This window comes from Saccharopolyspora montiporae (assembly GCF_015209505.1).
GTDB classification, from domain to species: Bacteria; Actinomycetota; Actinomycetes; order Mycobacteriales; family Pseudonocardiaceae; genus Saccharopolyspora; species Saccharopolyspora montiporae.
Genome location: NZ_JADEYC010000026.1, coordinates 1 through 15,750 on the forward strand (window position 1 = coordinate 1; position 15,750 = coordinate 15,750).

13 protein-coding genes and 1 riboswitch are annotated in these 15,750 nt (G+C 70.9%); of the genes, 10 read left to right on the forward strand and 3 right to left on the reverse strand.

Annotation, left to right across the window (positions count from 1 at the left end):
* Positions 1 to 16: 16 nt before the first annotated feature.
* Together IQ251_RS15215 and IQ251_RS15220 are read right to left on the reverse strand one after the other, a co-directional pair.
* Positions 17 to 1,159 (reverse strand): acyl-CoA dehydrogenase family protein, encoded by a 1,143-nt coding sequence (locus IQ251_RS15215; RefSeq protein WP_193929291.1) that lies wholly within the window; start codon positions 1,157 to 1,159, stop codon positions 17 to 19.
* 55 nt (positions 1,160 to 1,214) lie between these two features.
* Positions 1,215 to 2,342, reverse strand: a complete 1,128-nt coding sequence (locus tag IQ251_RS15220; protein WP_193929251.1) for a CaiB/BaiF CoA transferase family protein — start codon at positions 2,340 to 2,342, stop codon at positions 1,215 to 1,217.
* Between the two features lie 96 nt (positions 2,343 to 2,438).
* Between IQ251_RS15220 and IQ251_RS15225 the strand changes: the two genes are divergently transcribed.
* The 5 genes from IQ251_RS15225 (at position 2,439) to IQ251_RS15245 (ending at position 6,318) form a co-directional block, all read left to right on the forward strand.
* Positions 2,439 to 3,155 carry a MerR family transcriptional regulator gene (locus tag IQ251_RS15225; protein WP_193929252.1) on the forward strand — a complete coding sequence of 239 codons (717 nt, stop codon included), beginning with the start codon at positions 2,439 to 2,441 and terminating at the stop codon, positions 3,153 to 3,155.
* Between the two features lie 101 nt (positions 3,156 to 3,256).
* Positions 3,257 to 4,984: an AMP-dependent synthetase/ligase gene (locus tag IQ251_RS15230; protein ID WP_228047061.1), complete on the forward strand. Its 1,728-nt coding sequence runs from the start codon at positions 3,257 to 3,259 to the stop codon at positions 4,982 to 4,984.
* 123 nt (positions 4,985 to 5,107) lie between these two features.
* Positions 5,108 to 5,524 carry an SSI family serine proteinase inhibitor gene (locus IQ251_RS15235; RefSeq protein WP_228047067.1) on the forward strand — a complete coding sequence of 139 codons (417 nt, stop codon included), beginning with the start codon at positions 5,108 to 5,110 and terminating at the stop codon, positions 5,522 to 5,524.
* Positions 5,525 to 5,591: 67 nt separating this feature from the next.
* Entirely contained in the window at positions 5,592 to 5,978 is a 387-nt protein-coding gene (locus tag IQ251_RS15240; RefSeq protein ID WP_193929253.1) for a YidH family protein, read from the forward strand.
* A complete protein-coding gene (locus IQ251_RS15245; protein ID WP_193929254.1) occupies positions 5,971 to 6,318 on the forward strand; it encodes a YidH family protein in 348 nt (115 codons plus the stop codon). Before IQ251_RS15240 ends, IQ251_RS15245 begins: the two co-directional genes overlap by 8 nt.
* Before the next feature lie 230 nt (positions 6,319 to 6,548).
* Here the strand turns inward: IQ251_RS15245 and gcvH are convergent, their stop codons facing one another.
* Positions 6,549 to 6,920 (reverse strand): glycine cleavage system protein GcvH, encoded by a 372-nt coding sequence (gene gcvH, locus IQ251_RS15250; protein ID WP_193929255.1) that lies wholly within the window; start codon positions 6,918 to 6,920, stop codon positions 6,549 to 6,551.
* A 147-nt stretch (positions 6,921 to 7,067) separates the two neighbouring features.
* Positions 7,068 to 7,171, reverse strand: a riboswitch (glycine riboswitch).
* A gap of 639 nt (positions 7,172 to 7,810) precedes the next feature.
* Here gcvH and ald point away from each other — a divergent pair.
* The 5 genes from ald (at position 7,811) to IQ251_RS15275 (ending at position 15,474) form a co-directional block, all read left to right on the forward strand.
* The gene (ald, locus tag IQ251_RS15255; RefSeq protein ID WP_193929256.1) at positions 7,811 to 8,926 is read left to right on the forward strand and encodes an alanine dehydrogenase; all 1,116 of its coding nucleotides are present in this window, start codon (positions 7,811 to 7,813) and stop codon (positions 8,924 to 8,926) included.
* Between the two features lie 264 nt (positions 8,927 to 9,190).
* Positions 9,191 to 9,631 carry a hypothetical protein gene (locus IQ251_RS15260; protein ID WP_193929257.1) on the forward strand — a complete coding sequence of 147 codons (441 nt, stop codon included), beginning with the start codon at positions 9,191 to 9,193 and terminating at the stop codon, positions 9,629 to 9,631.
* 121 nt (positions 9,632 to 9,752) lie between these two features.
* Positions 9,753 to 10,727: an ABC transporter ATP-binding protein gene (locus tag IQ251_RS15265; protein ID WP_193929293.1), complete on the forward strand. Its 975-nt coding sequence runs from the start codon at positions 9,753 to 9,755 to the stop codon at positions 10,725 to 10,727.
* A complete protein-coding gene (locus tag IQ251_RS15270; protein ID WP_193929258.1) occupies positions 10,727 to 11,572 on the forward strand; it encodes an ABC transporter permease in 846 nt (281 codons plus the stop codon). The genes IQ251_RS15265 and IQ251_RS15270 overlap by 1 nt, the downstream gene beginning before the upstream one ends.
* A 140-nt stretch (positions 11,573 to 11,712) precedes the next feature.
* Positions 11,713 to 15,474 carry an ABC transporter ATP-binding protein gene (locus IQ251_RS15275; RefSeq protein WP_193929259.1) on the forward strand — a complete coding sequence of 1,254 codons (3,762 nt, stop codon included), beginning with the start codon at positions 11,713 to 11,715 and terminating at the stop codon, positions 15,472 to 15,474.
* Positions 15,475 to 15,750 lie beyond the last annotated feature (276 nt).

Below are 15,750 nucleotides of genomic sequence, written 5' to 3' on the forward strand. Positions count from 1 at the left end.
GATGCTGCAATCAGCCTCACAGGCCCATGGAACGTCCGATGATCTCCTTCATGATCTCGGTGGTCCCGCCGTAGATCGTCTGCACTCGGTTGTCCAGGAAGGCCTTCGCCACCGGATACTCGGTCATGTACCCGTAGCCGCCATGCAGCTGCAGGCAGCGGTCGATGACCCGCTTGCTCATCTCGGTGACCCACCACTTGGCCATGGCCGCACCCTCGACATCGAGCTCGCCACGCACGTGCTCCTGCACGCAGCGGTCGACGAACACCCGCCCGATCTGCACCTCGGTAGCCATTTCGGCGAACTCGAACCGGGTGTTCTGGAACTTGCTGATCGGCCGGCCGAAGGCGGTGCGGGAGGTGACGTACTCCTTGGTCGCCTCCAACACCTTCTCCGCCGATGCCTGCGCACCCACCGCGATGGACAACCGCTCCTGAGGCAGGTTCTGCATCAGGTAGACGAAGCCCTGCCCCAGCTCACCGAGCACGTTGCCGGCCGGGACCCGCACGTCGTTGAAGAACAGTTCCGCGGTGTCCTGCGCCTTCTGCCCGATCTTGTCCAGGTTGCGGCCGCGGTCGAAGCCCGGCATGTCGCGCTCGACGACCAGCAGGCTGATTCCTTCGTGCCCGGCGTCCGGATCGGTCCGCGCCACCACGATCACCAGGTCGGCCAGGATGCCGTTGCTAATGAAGGTCTTCTGCCCGTTGAGGATGAACTCGTCGCCGTCGCGCACGGCCGTGGTGCGGATGCCCTGCAGGTCGCTGCCCGCTCCGGGTTCGGTCATGGCAATGGCGCTGATCGTCGTTCCGCTGCAGAACCCCGGGAGCCAGCGCTGCTTCTGCTCCTCGGTAGCGAGCTTCATCAGGTACGGCACCACGATGTCGTTGTGCAGCGGGGAACCGAATCCGGACATGCCCGCTGCGACGAGCTCTTCGTCGAACACGACGTTGAACCGGAAGTCGTCGACCCCGCCCCCGCCGTACTTCTCGTCGACGGCGAAACCGAGCAGCCCGCGTTCCCCGGCAGCCGTCCACGCCTCCCTGCTGACCTGCCCGGCCCGTTCCCACTCCTCGTCGTGCGGGACCAGCTCCTTGTTGACGAACGTCCGCACGGTGTCGCGGAACGCATCGTGCTCGGGTTCGAACAGCTCCCTGCGCATGGTCACGCCTTCCTTCGGTAGTCCGCCCCGCACCGCCTGCAGCCGGGCGGCCGGGTCATGTCCGGATGACGGCGCCGGAGTCGAGCAGCTGCTCCGGCAACTGCCATTCCCGCGCGATCTCCGCGCTGTGCTCACCCGGCGCAGCCACCGCACCGGGGGCGGGACTGGGGGTGCGGCTGAATCGGGGTGCTGCGGCCGGCTGCAGCGCTCCCCCGCGTTCCACGAGAGTTGCGCGCTCGGCCAGATGCGGATGGTGCGCTGCCTCGGCCATGGACAGCACCGGTGCCACGCAGGCATCGGTGGTGGCGAATACCTCGGCCCACTCATCCCGCGTGCGCTGCTTGAAGGTGGTGGCGAAGCGTTCGCGCAGTTCCGGCCAGTTCGCCGCGTCATCGCGGTCGGGAACCTGCCCGGCCAGGCCGAGCCCGTCGAGCAACGCGGCGTAGAACTGCGGCTCCAGGGCGCCGACCGACACGTGGCCGCCGTCCGCGGTTTCGTAGACGTCGTAGTAGGGGGCGCCGGTGTCCAGCAGGTTCGTCCCGCGCTCGGTGCTCCATCCGCCGGAGGCGAAGAAGCTGAACAGCATGGTGCCCAGGTGGGCGGCACCGTCCACGATGGCGGCGTCGACGACCTGCCCGCGCCCGGTGGATTTGGCCTCCAGCACCCCGGCGAGCACCCCCACGGCCAGGTACAGGGCGCCGCCACCGAAGTCGCCGAGCAGGTTCGCGGGTACTTGCGGCGGCCCGCCGCTGCGTCCGATGAGGTGCAACATGCCGGTCAGCGAGATGTAGTCGATGTCGTGCCCGGCCGTGGCGGAGAGCGGTCCGCTCTGCCCCCAGCCGGTCATCCGCCCGTACACGAGCGCCGGGTTGACCTGGTGGCACTGCTCGGGGCCGACGCCGAGACGTTCGGTCACTCCGGGGCGCAGACCTTCGATGAGCACATCGGCCTGCTCGACGAGCCCGAGGACGGCCTCCGCTCCCCGCTCATGCTTGAGGTCCACGGCGATGGAGCGCTTACCGCGGTTGAGCAGGTCATGCTGACCACCGGACGCACCGGGCCGGTCCACCCGCACCACGTCGGCCCCCAGATCGGCCAGCAGCATCCCGCAGAACGGGGCCGGGCCGATCCCGGCCAGCTCCACGACCCGGACACCGGCCAGCGGCCCTTTGCTCTCTGCCACGACGCCTCCACGAGTCTGTGTCACGCAACACAACTACCGCGACGCGATCAGTGTTACACCGTTGGTGTCACAGCGGTCAAGGAGTATCGTTCGCGCATGCTCCGATCCGCGGACGAAGAGCTCACCATCGACGAACTGGCCGCACGGGCCGGCGTGACCGTGCGCACGGTGCGCTTCTACGCATCCCGGGGGCTGCTGCCCCCGCCGCGCCTGCGCGGGCGAACCGGCCTGTACGGCGGGGACCACCTGGCTCGGCTGGACCTCATCAGGGAGCTGCAGGTCCTCGGGTTCACGCTCTCGGCGATCGAGCGGCATCTGGAGCGGATCCCGGACGAGGCGGCTCCGGAGGAATTGGCCCTGCAGCGAGCGCTGATCGCGCCGTGGACCGACGAGCACGCCGAAGACCTGGACCGGCACGAGCTGGACCGCCGCGCGGGCAGACGTCTCGACGACCGGCTGCTGGAGCAGCTGGTCCAGCTCGGAATCCTGCAGCACCTGCCCGATTCGGAGCAGGTCCGGCTGCCGAGTCCGGCGATGCTGGATGTGGGGCTGCGGATCCTGGATCTGGAGCTGCCACCGGAGATGCTGGTGCACGCCAAGGACATCGTCGAGCAGCACACCGCGCAGATCGCCACCGAGCTGCGCGAGCTGTTCGCCGCCAACCTGCTGCGGCCGTACGTGGAGCGCGGCCGTCCGGATGATGAGCGCGAGCGGATGCGCCAGGTCACCGACCAGCTGCGCCCGTTGACGATTCAGGTGCTGGTCAACGGTTTTCAGCACGCGGTGAACAATGTGATCCGCGACCACGTGTGAGCTGCTGCGCCCAACCCGGTGCGGTGCTGGCGTCCCGCCAGCAGGGTGCGGTTTCATTGCCCGGTAGCTGATGTCGGTCACCGTCGGGAGGAGGCCGGATCATGGGCAGGGCGTCCACCGCTCCACCGGATCGGACCTCCGCGGACGACGTCCCCGAGGGGGACGCGACGCTGCCGCGTTTGGTCGCGCGCAATGCCGCCGAGTTCCCCGATTCCCCTGCGCTGACGGCCGGGCCGTCCCGGTGGACGTGGGCGCAGGCCGAGCAGGACGCCCACCGGGTGGCCGCGGGGCTGGCCGAGCTCGGGCTGCGGCGCGGGCAGACGCTGCTGATCATGGCCGGCAGCGGTCCGGAGCACTGGTTGGCCGACGTTGCCGCGACCCACTTGGGAGCCGTTCCGTGCACCGTGTACGCGACGTTGAGCCAGGACCAGGTGGCCCGGATCGCCCGGCACAGCCGCGCGCGGGTGGTGCTGCTCGGCGGCGCCGAGGAACTGCGCACGTGGGCCCAGGCGCTGCGCGCGGTGGACACGATCGACCGGGTGGTGCTGCTGGACGATGATGCCGCGGCGGGCGCGGAGGATCCGCGGGTGCGCTCGTTCGGTGCGGTGCGCGCGACCGGGCGGCGGGTGCTGGACGGCGATCCGGAGGCGGTGGCCCGACGGGCACGGGAGGTCGCCCCGGGGGATCCCGCCGCGATCCTGTACACGTCCGGCGAGCACAAGGGCGTGGTGCTGACGCACCGCAACGTCTGCTTCGCTGCGGCCGCCGTGCACCAGGTCGCCGGGACAGGTGGGCCTGCTCCCCGGCTGAGCTGCCAACCGCTGGCACACATCGCTGAGCGGGTGGTCAGCATCTATTCGGCGGTGCACGATGTCGCACACGTGCACTTCTGCGCCGGTTCGGACGGGGTGGCCACGGGTTTGGCACGTGTGCGCCCGGAGCTGTTCTTCGCTGTACCGCAGGTTTGGGAAGTGCTGACCGGGGCGTTGGGGGCGGATCCGCGTCGTCTCGCCGAACCGGATCGCCGCCGGCTGCGTGAGCGGGCCGGTTTGGATCGCGTGCGCTGGGCGGGCAGCGGTGCCGCCGGTGATGAGTTGCGCAGTTGGTTCTCGGCGCTGGATGTGCAGCTGTTCGAGCTGTGGGGCATGACGGAGACGACGGGGTGCGTGACCAGCAACCGACCGGGTGCGCACCGGCCGGGTACCGCGGGGCCGGTGGTGCCGGGGATGCAGGTGCGCACGGCGGCGGACGGCGAGGTGCTGGTGCGGGGGCCGCTGGTGTGCGCGGGATACCTGCAGCCGGACGGCGCGATCGTGCCCGCGGCCGATGCGGACGGCTGGTTGCGCACCGGCGACATCGGGATGATCGATGCCGATGGCTACCTGACCATCACCGACCGCAAACGGGATCTGATCACGGGTCCGGGCGGAAAGAACATCGCGCCGGGGGCGGTGGAGTCGCTGCTGACCGAGCATCCGCTGGTGGCGGCGGCCGCTGTTTTCGGCGACCGGCGGCCGTACCTGGTGGCGCTGCTGGTGCTGGACGAGCAGCGCACGCGCGACTGGGCGCGGGAGCGCGGTATCGGGTGCGCTGATCTGGCCGGCCTGGCCCGGCATCCCGCGGTCCGGTCCGAAGTGGACCGCGCGGTGCGCAGCGCCAATGCGCATTTGGGCAGGTTCGAGCAGGTGCGGCGGCACCGGCTGCTCGGCGAGCGGTGGAGCGCGGAGACCGGGGAGCTCGCTCCGACCAGCACCCTCCGGCGCGGGATCGTCGCCGAGCGCTACGCGGCCGAGTTGGCGGTGTTGTACGAGGAGCAACCACCGGGCTGATCACATACCGTACTGGCGACCCGTACGGGTGAACCACTTTTCAGTGGATAGAACGAGCATCTGCGGCGAAACGGGCTGCCGCGGCGATAGAGAAGTGAACGCTCTTTCGTCGAATCTGGAGGAATGCCCGAGATGCCCCTGCCCTCGCAGCTGTCCGCCACCGCGCTCGCCGCCGCAGCACTCGTGGGCGGTGCTGCCCTGGCGGGCGGCGCCGCACCCGCCGCGGCCGACCCGGTGCCCGCCAGCACCGTGCAACTCACCATCCAGGGCGAGAACCTGCTGGAAGCGAGCGTGACCACGCTCAACTGCGAACCGTCCGGCGGCACGCACCCCGCGGCCGACACCGCCTGCGACGCGCTGATCACCGCGGACGGCGACTTCGCCGCACTGCCGGTGGAACCGCGGGCCTGCACCCTGCAGTACGACCCGGTCACCGTGCACGCGTCCGGGACCTGGCACGGCGAGCCGATCCACTTCCAGCAGGACTACCCCAACCGTTGCGCCGCGGCGTCCGAATCCGGGGGCGTTTTCGACTTCTGACGGTTCGCACCGGTTCCCGCCGAGGTCGCGAGCGGGAGCCGGTGCGGGGCGGGCTACCGTGGGACCCATGGTGGACGATCCCGGCGAGCAGCGGTGGCCGAAGCGCCTCTACCGCGAGGGGTCGGAACCGGATCCGCGGTTCACGATGGCCAACGAACGCACCTTCCTCGCCTGGATCCGCACCGCGATGGCGCTGATGGCCGGCGGCGTGGGCATCGAAGCGCTCAACGCGGTCGCCGAGCAGCCCAGCGCGCTGCGTACCGCGCTGGCCGCGCTGCTCCTGGTGACCGGGGTGGTGTGCAGCGCGGGTGCGTTCACCCGGTGGGTGGTCACCGAGCGCGCGCTACGCCGCGATACCGCGCTGCCCGCGCCGCGGATGGCGCCGGTGCTCGGCTACGGGCTCGCCGCGCTGGGCATCATCGCCTGCGTCCTGCTGCTGACCACCGGTGTCTGACGACGGGCAGGCCGGCGGGCCGTGGGACCCGGGCCTGCAGAACGAGCGCACCGCACTGGCCTGGTTGCGCACCGGGCTGGCGTTCGCCGTCGGCTCGGTGCTGCTGACCCGGCTGATCGCGCACCAGCACACCGGAGTCGCCATCGTGCACTTCGTGCTGACGCTGCCGCTGGCGCTGGCCGTGGTGTGGCGGTCGTGGCGCCGGTACCTGCGCAGCGACCGCAACCTGCGCAGTCGTTCACCCCTCCCCGGCGGTGCCCTCGTGCTGGCGACGTCGCTGCTCACGGCGATGCTGGGATTCTCGGGCCTCGGGTACGTGGTACTCGCCCACGGCGGGTGACAGGAAAGTTCCCATGCTGTCACTCGTGACAGCAAAGGTCCCTTCCTCGCATCCGCGCCCGGTCGATGACAGGAAAGTTCCCATGCTCCGCCGTGTGACAGGAACGTTCCCTTGCTGTCACACGGCGCAGGCGGCGGCGCGCACGCGGTCCCGCTGGTGCGGGGCCGGCGCGTACCGGGGTGTGCGGGTGGCGAACGGCGGGACGGCGCGCTGGGCTGCGCCGAGGTTCGTTACTGGCCGATGAGCTGCGCGTACTGCTCAGCCGTGAGCACCGGGCCGGTCTCGGTGACGCGCACCTCGATCAGCCAGCCCTTGCCGAACGGCTCGGAGTTGACGATCGCCGGATCGTCGTCGACGTCCTCGTTGACGGCCACGACCTCACCGGTCACCGGCGCGAACAGGTCGCTGACGGATTTGGTGGATTCCAGTTCACCGCAGGTCTTGCCGGATTCGATCTGCTCGCCGACCTCGGGCAGCTGCACGTAGACGATGTCGCCGAGCGATTCGGCGGCGTGCGCGGTGATGCCGATGCGCACCTTCTCACCGAGGTCGTCGATCCACTCGTGCTCTTCGGTGTACTGCAGGTTCGTCGGCAGGGACATCAGGGAGGCTCCATGGCTGTCGAGGGCACCTGTTCGGTACCCGGTTTGCGGGGCCTCCCCCTCTGTTTCGGTACCTGAGAGCTTCGCCGCGACGCGACTTGCACCGTGGGTGGCACGTCGGCGGTGACGTGCGCTTTCCAGAGTTGCCTCGCCCAGACGGTCATGGGGCCTGAGAGTTTCGCGGGGAGTGTTGCTCCTTCGGCGTCCCGTGATTCGCCGGGCGATCACGAGCGCTCTCCCGCCGGGGGTCTGCGGCCGGTATGCGGTTGTCGACGTGCTCAGCAACGATAGACGGACCAGCTGAGGTGTCAATGCCGCCGGACCGGCCTGCGCACCCGCGAACCGTCGCCGGTTCCGGACATGTGCGAACAGGGGGGATGCCCGGTCGCTGCGCCCTTCCGGCTGGTCGCAGGCCCGCTACCGGGCTTTTCGGCAGGCGGTGGCCAACCGCTCGGGCCCCGGGTACCGAGCGGCGCAGCGCGAGACAGCTTTCCGGGACGGATCGCTGATTCACCCGTGCAGCTGCGGCACTCATCACATCCGCAGCCGGGATGCGGCCCGGCCGCGCCGCATCCGACGAGCCGGTTCGGATGCGCTGAGCGAGCGGCCCGCGCACCCGCTCCCGCACTCCGGCCACCCAGACCGCAAGCAAGGGAACTTCCCGGTCACACGGCGAAGCATGGGAACTTTCCTGTCACGAGGGACAGCAAGGGAACTTTCCTGTCACCGACACGGGGGGCTGGGCGCGAGCAAGGGAACTTTCCTGTCGTTGCCGGTGCGTCGTTGGGGCTGCGGGCGCGGGATGGCCAGGACAATCCGGTCATGCGAGCACGATGTGGCCGGAGTCCGGCGCCGGATCGTGGTGGCGATACCGAAGGAGGGAAACCGCCGTGCAGATCGCTGTGCCGCGCGAGATCAAGAACAACGAGTACCGGGTGGCCATCACTCCCGCCGGGGTGCACGAGCTGACGACTCGCGGGCACGCGGTCTACGTGGAGACCGGCGCCGGAGAAGGATCGTCCATTTCGGATGCCGACTTCGCCGCGGCGGGCGCGCAGGTCCTGCCCGATGCGGCGGATGTCTGGGCTGCGGGCGACCTCGTGCTGAAGGTCAAGGAACCGGTCGCAGAGGAGTACCCGCAGCTGCACGCCGACCAGGTGCTGTTCACCTACCTGCACCTGGCGGCCTCGGCGGAGCTCACCGGCGCACTGCTGGAGTGCGGGGTGACCGGGGTCGCCTACGAGACCGTGCAGCTGCCGAACGGGAATCTGCCGCTGCTGGCCCCGATGAGCGAGGTCGCGGGCAGACTGGCTCCGCAGGTGGGCGTGCACTCGCTGCTGCGCCCGAGTGGCGGTCGCGGGGTGCTGCCGGGTGGTGTTCCGGGCGTTCCCCCGGCCCGGGTGGTGGTGATCGGTGGCGGAGTGTCCGGGGTCAACGCCGCGCGGGTCGCTTCCGGCATGGGGGCCGATGTGCAGCTGCTGGACACCAATGTGGACAAGCTCCGCGAGATCGACCGGACTTTCGCGGGACTGATCCGCACGGTGACGTCCAACCAGTACGCGGTGGAGCAGTCGGTGCTGGCGGCCGACCTGGTGATCGGCGCGGTGCTGATCCCGGGAGCCAAGGCCCCGAAACTGGTGTCCAACCGGCTGGTGGCGGAGATGAAACCGGGCAGCGTGCTGGTGGACGTGGCGATCGACCAGGGCGGGTGTTTCGAGGATTCGCATCCGACCACGCACGACAATCCGACCTACCGGGTGCACCGGTCGGTGTTCTACTGCGTGGCGAACATGCCGGGCGCCGTGCCGAATACGTCGACGTACGCGTTGACCAACGTGACCCTGCCGTATGTGCTGCGCATCGCCGACCTCGGCTGGCGGGCCGCGGCGCGGGAGGACGCGGCGCTGGCGGCGGGGGTGAACACGCACGCGGGGCAACTGGTCAACGAGCCGGTGGCGCAGGCCCACGGGCTCACCGGTGCCTCGCTGGCGGGCGTGCTGACCTGAGTTCCACGTCCCGATTTGCGGGGGCGGCCCGCTCGACCGGCCTGGGGGTCACCGGGAGCAGGCCGCCGAGTTCAGTGTAGGTCACCGCAGGTCGTTTGCCGACGGTTCGCGACTGCGTTCCGCACTCGGTCGCACACCGAATCGATAACCACTCGTTCGCGTGACGCTGAGCAGCGACGCTGCAGGTGGGCCGGGCAGATGCCGATGTCACCCGCTGGAGTTGCCACGACAACGACGGCAGCGATGACGACACCTGGGGGACACGTGAGCGGGCCGGAACTGCGCCGAGCGGTGCTGCGACAACTGGACAGGCTGGACAGCGCGACCGCCACCGGCGCCGACGAGGTGCTGCTGCCTGTCGCGCGCGGGGAGCTGGATCGCCTCGTGTCCGGTTGGCTCGACCTGCTCGACCAGCACGCACCGGGCGACGACGGCCGCTGCGCGCACTGCCGGGGGCTGCTGCGCCGCACGTCGTGGCCCTGCGCGGTGTGGCGCGCGGCGCACGCGCAGCTGATCGGCCCGCACCCCGATCCCGGCGCAGCGGCTGCCACCGGATCGCCGGCATCGGACGATTCCGACGACGCGCCCGATCCGTGGATTCCGCCGGAGACCGGTCCGCCTGCCCGGTCCGGTTCCGAACGCGCCCGCGGGGTCGATTGGGCCGCGGTGGCCGCGCGGGTGAGCCGGAAGCGCCGCCGCGGCTGACCTGCACCGCGGCCCAGCGCACCACAGTCACCGCCACCGGATCCCCGGATCCCGACGACCCGGTTCGACATCGTCGGGCAGGATGGCGCCGGGATTGAATGACGGTGACTTGGAGGAGCACGTGCAAGACGGCAGCGGCCGGATCACGGTGCAGGACCTCAGCAAGAACTTCGGGCCGGTGCACGCGGTGCAGAACCTCGGGTTCACGGTGCATCCGGGATCGGTGACGGGCTTCCTCGGGCCGAACGGGGCGGGCAAGACCACCACGCTGCGGATGATCCTCGGGCTGGTGACGCCTTCCTCGGGCACGGCTGCGATCAACGGGGTGCCGTTCGGGCAGCTGCCCAACCCCGCCTCGGTGGTCGGTGCCGTGCTGGAGGCGCAGAGCTTCCATCCCTCGCGCACGGCCCGCAACCACCTGCGCTGCTACGCGACGGCGATGGGCGTGCCCGACGAGCAGGCCGACCGGGTTTTGGACCTCGTCGGCCTGACCAGTGCGGCCGACCGCAAGGCGGGCACCTTCTCGCTGGGCATGCACCAGCGCTTAGCCCTGGCCACCGCGCTGCTGGGTGATCCGCAGGTGCTGGTGCTGGACGAGCCGGCCAACGGCCTCGACCCGGAAGGTATCGCCTGGTTGCGCAACTTCCTGCGCACGTTCGCGGCCAGCGGCCGGACCGTGCTGGTGTCCAGCCACCTGCTGCGCGAGATGGAGCACACGGTCGACCAGGCGGTGATCATCAGCCGCGGGGAGTGCGTGTACAACGGGCACCTCGACGATCTGCGCGCCCAGCAGCGCTCGCGTGTGCTGGTGCAGGCGGCGGATCCGTCCGCGCTGGTGACGAAGCTGCAGGGAGCGGGCCTGCAGGTGGAGCACCTCGCCGACGGCAGGCTCGGTATCACAGGTTCGGACTCGCGCACCGTGGCCGACCTCGCCCTGGAGGCGGGTGTGGCGCTGTACGAGATGCAGGACGAGAAGGTGGATCTGGAGCAGTTGTTCTTCCAGCTCACCAACGGGCAGTACGCGAGCAGGCCGGACGGCGGACCGCAGGAGACCGCGGTGCGCGGCGCCGAGACCGGATCCGGAGGGAATGACTGATGCAGAACCTGGTCAAGGCCGAGTTCCGGAAGATCTTCACGATCAACCTGTGGTGGGCGCTGCTGATCCCGGTGGCCGTGCTGAGCTTCGGCGCGGGGTGGCTGGGCACGGCGGCGGGCAGCGTCGGCAACCTGCAGGACGCGATGACCCAGCCGCTGCCGGTGGCCCTGCTCACGGTGTCCATGTCCACCAACTTCAGCACGATCTTCGCGGCGCTGTTCGGCGCGCTCGCGGTGGCGGGCGAACACCGCAACAAGAGCATCTCCACGACGTATCTCACCGGGAACCCGCGCGGGGCGGTGCTGGCGGCCAAGCTCGTCGCCTACACCGGGATGGGCGTGCTGTACGGGCTGGTGAACGTGATCTGTGCGAGTCTCGGCGGGCTCGTCGGTGCCGGCGTGGACGGGTTCGGCAACCCCGGCGACTGGCTGGCCGTGGGTGGTGCCGGACTCCTCGCGATGGTGCTGTGGACGCTGCTGGGCGTCGGTTTCGGCGCGCTGGTGGCGAATTCGCTGCTGGCGATCATCTCGCTGCTGGCCTACAAGTTCGTGTTCGAGACGATGGTGTCGACACTGCTGGTGGGCTCGGCCAACACGGTGCAACCGTTCCTGCCGGTCGCGGCGGGCAACGGGATCGTCGGCAACGTGGCGGTGCCGGTGTTCATCGAGGCGGTTGCCGGTCCGAGCCAGGTGGCCGCGCCACGCGAGGTGTTCGAGGTGCTGCACCTGTTCTTCGGCGGCAGCTTCGAGCACCCGTGGTGGGCCAGCGTCACGACCTTCATCGGCTACGTGGTCGTGTTCATCCTCGGCGGATGGCTGGTCAGCCGCACCCGCGACGTCACCTGAGCCGGCCGCCGCCGGTGGCGGTCCGGTGGCGATCCGCTGCCGGGGGTGACAGGAAAGTTCCCATGCTGTCACCCCCGGCGCCGGGTGCGGTGGTCCGCGGCCGGGGCTGCGGTGTCGGGTGCTCGGCTTAGTCTGGCGGGGTGAGCGAGTCCAGCACTGCCCGTCCGGAATCCGGCGGCTGGATCCGTCGCCTTCTCGCGGCCTGCCGCCGCCATCCCGCTTCGCTGGCGCTGGCCTTGGGCGCCTCCGGTGCGGCGGTCGGCTTGGAGGCGTTGATCCCGCTGCTGACGAAGCGGGCGGTGGACGACGCGGTGGCGGGCAGCACCGCCGCGCTGTGGTGGGTGGTCCCGGGCCTGCTCGGCCTGGGGGTGTTCCGGTTCGGCGCGGCGTTCGTGCGCCGCTACAGCGCGGGGCGGTTGGCGCTCGACGTGCAGCACGACCTGCGGCGGTCGGTGTTCGCGGCGATGCAGCGGCTGGACGGCGCCAAGCAGGACACCATGCGCACCGGGCAGGTCGTGTCCCGCTCGATCAGCGATCTGCAGCTGATCAACGCCCTGCTGTCCATGATGCCGTTGGCCGCCGGGACCGTGGTGCTGGCGGTGTTCGCGTTCGGGGCGATGCTGTGGTTGTCGCCGCTGTTGACGGTCGTCTCGCTGGTGGTCGTCCCGCTGATCGCGATCGTGTCCGTGCGCAGCAAGAAGCGCTTGTTCCCGGCGACCTGGTCGGCGCAGCAGCGCGCGGCCGACATCGCCGAGCACGTCGAGGAAACGGTCAGCGGCGTCCGGGTCGTCAAGGGTTTCGGGCAGGAAGCCGAGGAGGTCTCGCGGCTGGAGGCCGGGGCGCGCAGGCTGTTCGGCGAACGGCTGCGGTCGGCGCGGCTGACGGCCACGCCGACCGCCAGCCTGGCCGCGCTGCCGTCGGCAGGCCAGGTGGGCGTGCTCGGCCTGGGCGGCTGGATGGCGCTGCAGGGCCAGGTCACGTTGGGCACGTTCGCGGCGTTCGCCGGTTATGTGGCGATGCTGGCCGGGCCGGCGCGGATGCTGTCCAGCGTGCTGATCCAGGCGCAGTTGGCCCGGGCCGGGGTGGAGCGCATCCACGAGCTCATCGATTCGCAACCGGACGTCCGGGAGAAGCCGGACGCGGTCGAGCTGCCGGACGGCCCGCTGCACGTCGATTTCGACCGCGTCGGGTTCGGCTACACGCGCGATCAGCCGGTGCTGCGCGCCGCGTCGCTGCGCATCGACCCCGGGGAAACGGTGGCGGTGGTGGGACCGGCCGGGTCCGGCAAGTCGACGCTGTCCCTGCTGCTGGCGCGCTTCTACGACGTGCACGGCGGCGCGGTGCGCCTCGGACCTCCGGGCGCGGCAGGCTCCGATGTGCGCGATCTCCGATTGTCGTCGCTGCGCAGCGCGGTGGGCGTGGTGTTCGAAGAAGCGTTCCTGTTCTCCGACACGGTGCGCGGCAACATCGCCTTCGGCCGCCCGGACGCATCGGAGGCCGAGGTGGTCGCCGCGGCGCGGGCGGCCGAGGCGCACGCGTTCATCACCGAGTTGTCCGCCGGCTACGACACCCTGGTCGGTGAGCGCGGGCTGACCTTGTCCGGTGGCCAGCGGCAGCGGATCGCCCTGGCCCGCGCGCTGCTGTCCGATCCGCGGGTGCTGGTGCTCGACGACGCCACCTCGGCGGTGGACCCGACGACGGAAGCAGCCATCCACGAGACGTTGGATTCGGTGACGGCCCAGCGCACGACACTGCTGATCGCGCATCGGAGATCGACGCTGGCGCTGGCGGACCGGATCGCGGTGCTCGACGGGGGGCAGGTGGTCGATGTCGGGACCCGGTGCGAGTTGGAGCAGCGGTGTCCGCTGTTCCGCGAACTGCTGGCCGGGCCCGGGGAGACGATCGATCAGCGCTGCCGCGATTCCGCTCCCCCGCCGCGCGCGGACGGGATCACCCCCGAGTTGTGGCCGGAGCCCGATCGGGGCAGGGACGGTTCCGCGGACCAGGCGGGGTCGGGCGGCGACGCCGGGACGGCGGGGGTGGCTGCCGCCCCGCCCACGCCGGAGCTGGCGGCGGGCATCAGCCGACTTCCCGCGGTGCGGGACGTCCCGAATCCGCGCGGCACGGACCCGACCGCGCCCGATCCGGGGTTCCGCCTGCGACGGCTGCTGCGCCCGTTCCGGTGGGGCCTGCTGCTGACGGTGGCCCTGGTGGCCGGGGACGCGCTGACCGCGGTCGCGCTGCCGTCGTTGGTGCGGTTCGGCGTGGACGGCGGGGTCAGCGCGCAGGACGCGTCCGTGCTGTGGACGGCGACCGCAGCAGGCGGGCTGCTGGTGCTGGCGGGGTGGCTGCTGACCAGGCTGCAGACGGTGGTGGCCGCGCGCACCGGGGAGAACCTGCTGTACCTGCTGCGGGTGCGCAGCTTCGCGCACCTGCAGCGGCTCGGGCTGGACTACTACGAACGGGAGCTGGCCGGGCGGATCATGACCCGGATGACCACCGATGTCGACGCGCTGTCGACGTTCCTGCAGACCGGGTTGGCGACGTTCGTGGTCAGCATCCTGACGATCGCGGGGATCGCGGTGGCGCTGCTGGTCACGGACCTGTCGCTGGCTCTGGTGGCGATGGCGGTGCTGCCGGTGCTGGTCGTGGCCACGTTGATCTTCCGCCGGGTGTCCTCGACCGCGTACGCGGAGGCGCGGGAACGGGTCAGCACGGTCAACGCCGATCTGCAGGAGAACGTGGCCGGGATGCGGGTGGCGCAGGTCCACCGCAGGGAGCGGCACGCGGCCAAGGCGTTCGCGCAGCGCAGCGACGCGTATCGCCGCTCGCGGCTGCGAGCTCAGCGCTACATCGCCACCTACTTCCCGTTCGTGGCGCTGCTGTCCGAGATCGCGCAGGCGATCGTGCTGGGTGTGGGGGCCGCGCGGGTGGCCTCCGGCGGGTTGAGCGCGGGGGTGCTGGTGGCGTTCCTGCTGTACCTGGGCCTGTTCTTCTCGCCGGTCCAGCAGCTGTCCGGGGTGTTCGACGCCTACCAACAGGCGCGGGTCGGTTTGCGACGGATCGGTGATCTGCTGCGCACGCCTACGTCGGTGCCTGCGCCGGCCGAGCCGGTCGCGGTGCCGCCGCGGCTGGACGGCCGGGTGGAGCTGGCGGAGGTCGTGTTCGAGTACCCAGGTGGTGGCGCGCGGGCGGTGGACCGGGTGTCGCTGACCGCCCGGCCCGGGGAGACGGTGGCGCTCGTGGGGGCCACCGGGGCGGGAAAGTCGACGCTGATCAAGCTCGTGGCCCGGTTCTACGACGCCACGGACGGCAGGGTCCTGGTCGACGGGGTGGACGTGCGGCGCTACGACCCGGCGGGCTTCCACCGGCGGCTCGCCGTCGTCCCGCAGGAGGGGCACCTGTTCGCCGGTGACGTCGCCGACAACATCGGGTACGGGCGTCCGGGCAGTGAGCCGGTGCAGATCGAGCGGGCTGCGCGTTCGGTGGGTGCGCTGGCCGGGATCGCGGCGCTGCCGGACGGGTTCCGCCAGCAGGTCGGCGAGCGCGGGCAGGGGCTGTCGGCGGGCCAGCGCCAACTCGTCGCGCTGGCCAGGGCCGAGCTGGTGGACCCGGACATCCTGCTGCTGGACGAGGCGACCGCGGCGCTGGATCCGGCGACGGAGGCGCTGGTGGTCGCGGCCAGTGACAGGGTGTCGCAACGCAGGACGACGTTCGTCGTGGCGCACCGGTTGGCGACCGCGGCCCGGGCGGACCGGATCGTGGTGGTCGATGACGGACGGGTGGCCGAGGAGGGCACGCACGAGGACCTGCTGGACCGGGGCGGCGGCTACGCGCAGATGTGGCGGGCGGCCGAAACCCCGACCGGCCTGCACGCCGCCGACCCGTCCCGCCCGGGCTGACCGCTGCGAGCAAGGGAACTTTCCTGTCACCCCGGCGGCGGGTACCCCGCGAGCGGAGTCGGCGGTGGCGGAGCCACCGGGCGTTCCGTGCGGACCCACCGGAGTCCGGAGTCCGGGAGCGGCCGCAGTGCCGCGTGGAATCGCGAGTGGCGGAAGGGAATCGCGGGGCGGTCCGGCCGACGGACGACTTCCCGTCAAACGGGATAATGCGTCCGCGATTCGGAAAGCCGGATGCGGTTCCGAAACGCACCGGCGGTGCTCGCCGACAACGCGGAT

What these genes read in the sequence shown, in the direction of transcription:
- IQ251_RS15225 (WP_193929252.1), top strand. Translation starts at nt 2,439, where the DNA reads ATGCTCCGATCCGCGGACGAAGAGCTCACCATCGACGAACTGGCCGCA.
- IQ251_RS15240 (WP_193929253.1), top strand. Translation starts at nt 5,592, where the DNA reads ATGGTGGACGATCCCGGCGAGCAGCGGTGGCCGAAGCGCCTCTACCGC.
- IQ251_RS15235 (WP_228047067.1), top strand. Translation starts at nt 5,108, where the DNA reads ATGCCCGAGATGCCCCTGCCCTCGCAGCTGTCCGCCACCGCGCTCGCC.
- IQ251_RS15270 (WP_193929258.1), top strand. Translation starts at nt 10,727, where the DNA reads ATGCAGAACCTGGTCAAGGCCGAGTTCCGGAAGATCTTCACGATCAAC.
- gcvH (WP_193929255.1), bottom strand. Translation starts at nt 6,920, where the DNA reads ATGTCCCTGCCGACGAACCTGCAGTACACCGAAGAGCACGAGTGGATC.
- IQ251_RS15230 (WP_228047061.1), top strand. Translation starts at nt 3,257, where the DNA reads ATGGGCAGGGCGTCCACCGCTCCACCGGATCGGACCTCCGCGGACGAC.
- IQ251_RS15215 (WP_193929291.1), bottom strand. Translation starts at nt 1,159, where the DNA reads ATGCGCAGGGAGCTGTTCGAACCCGAGCACGATGCGTTCCGCGACACC.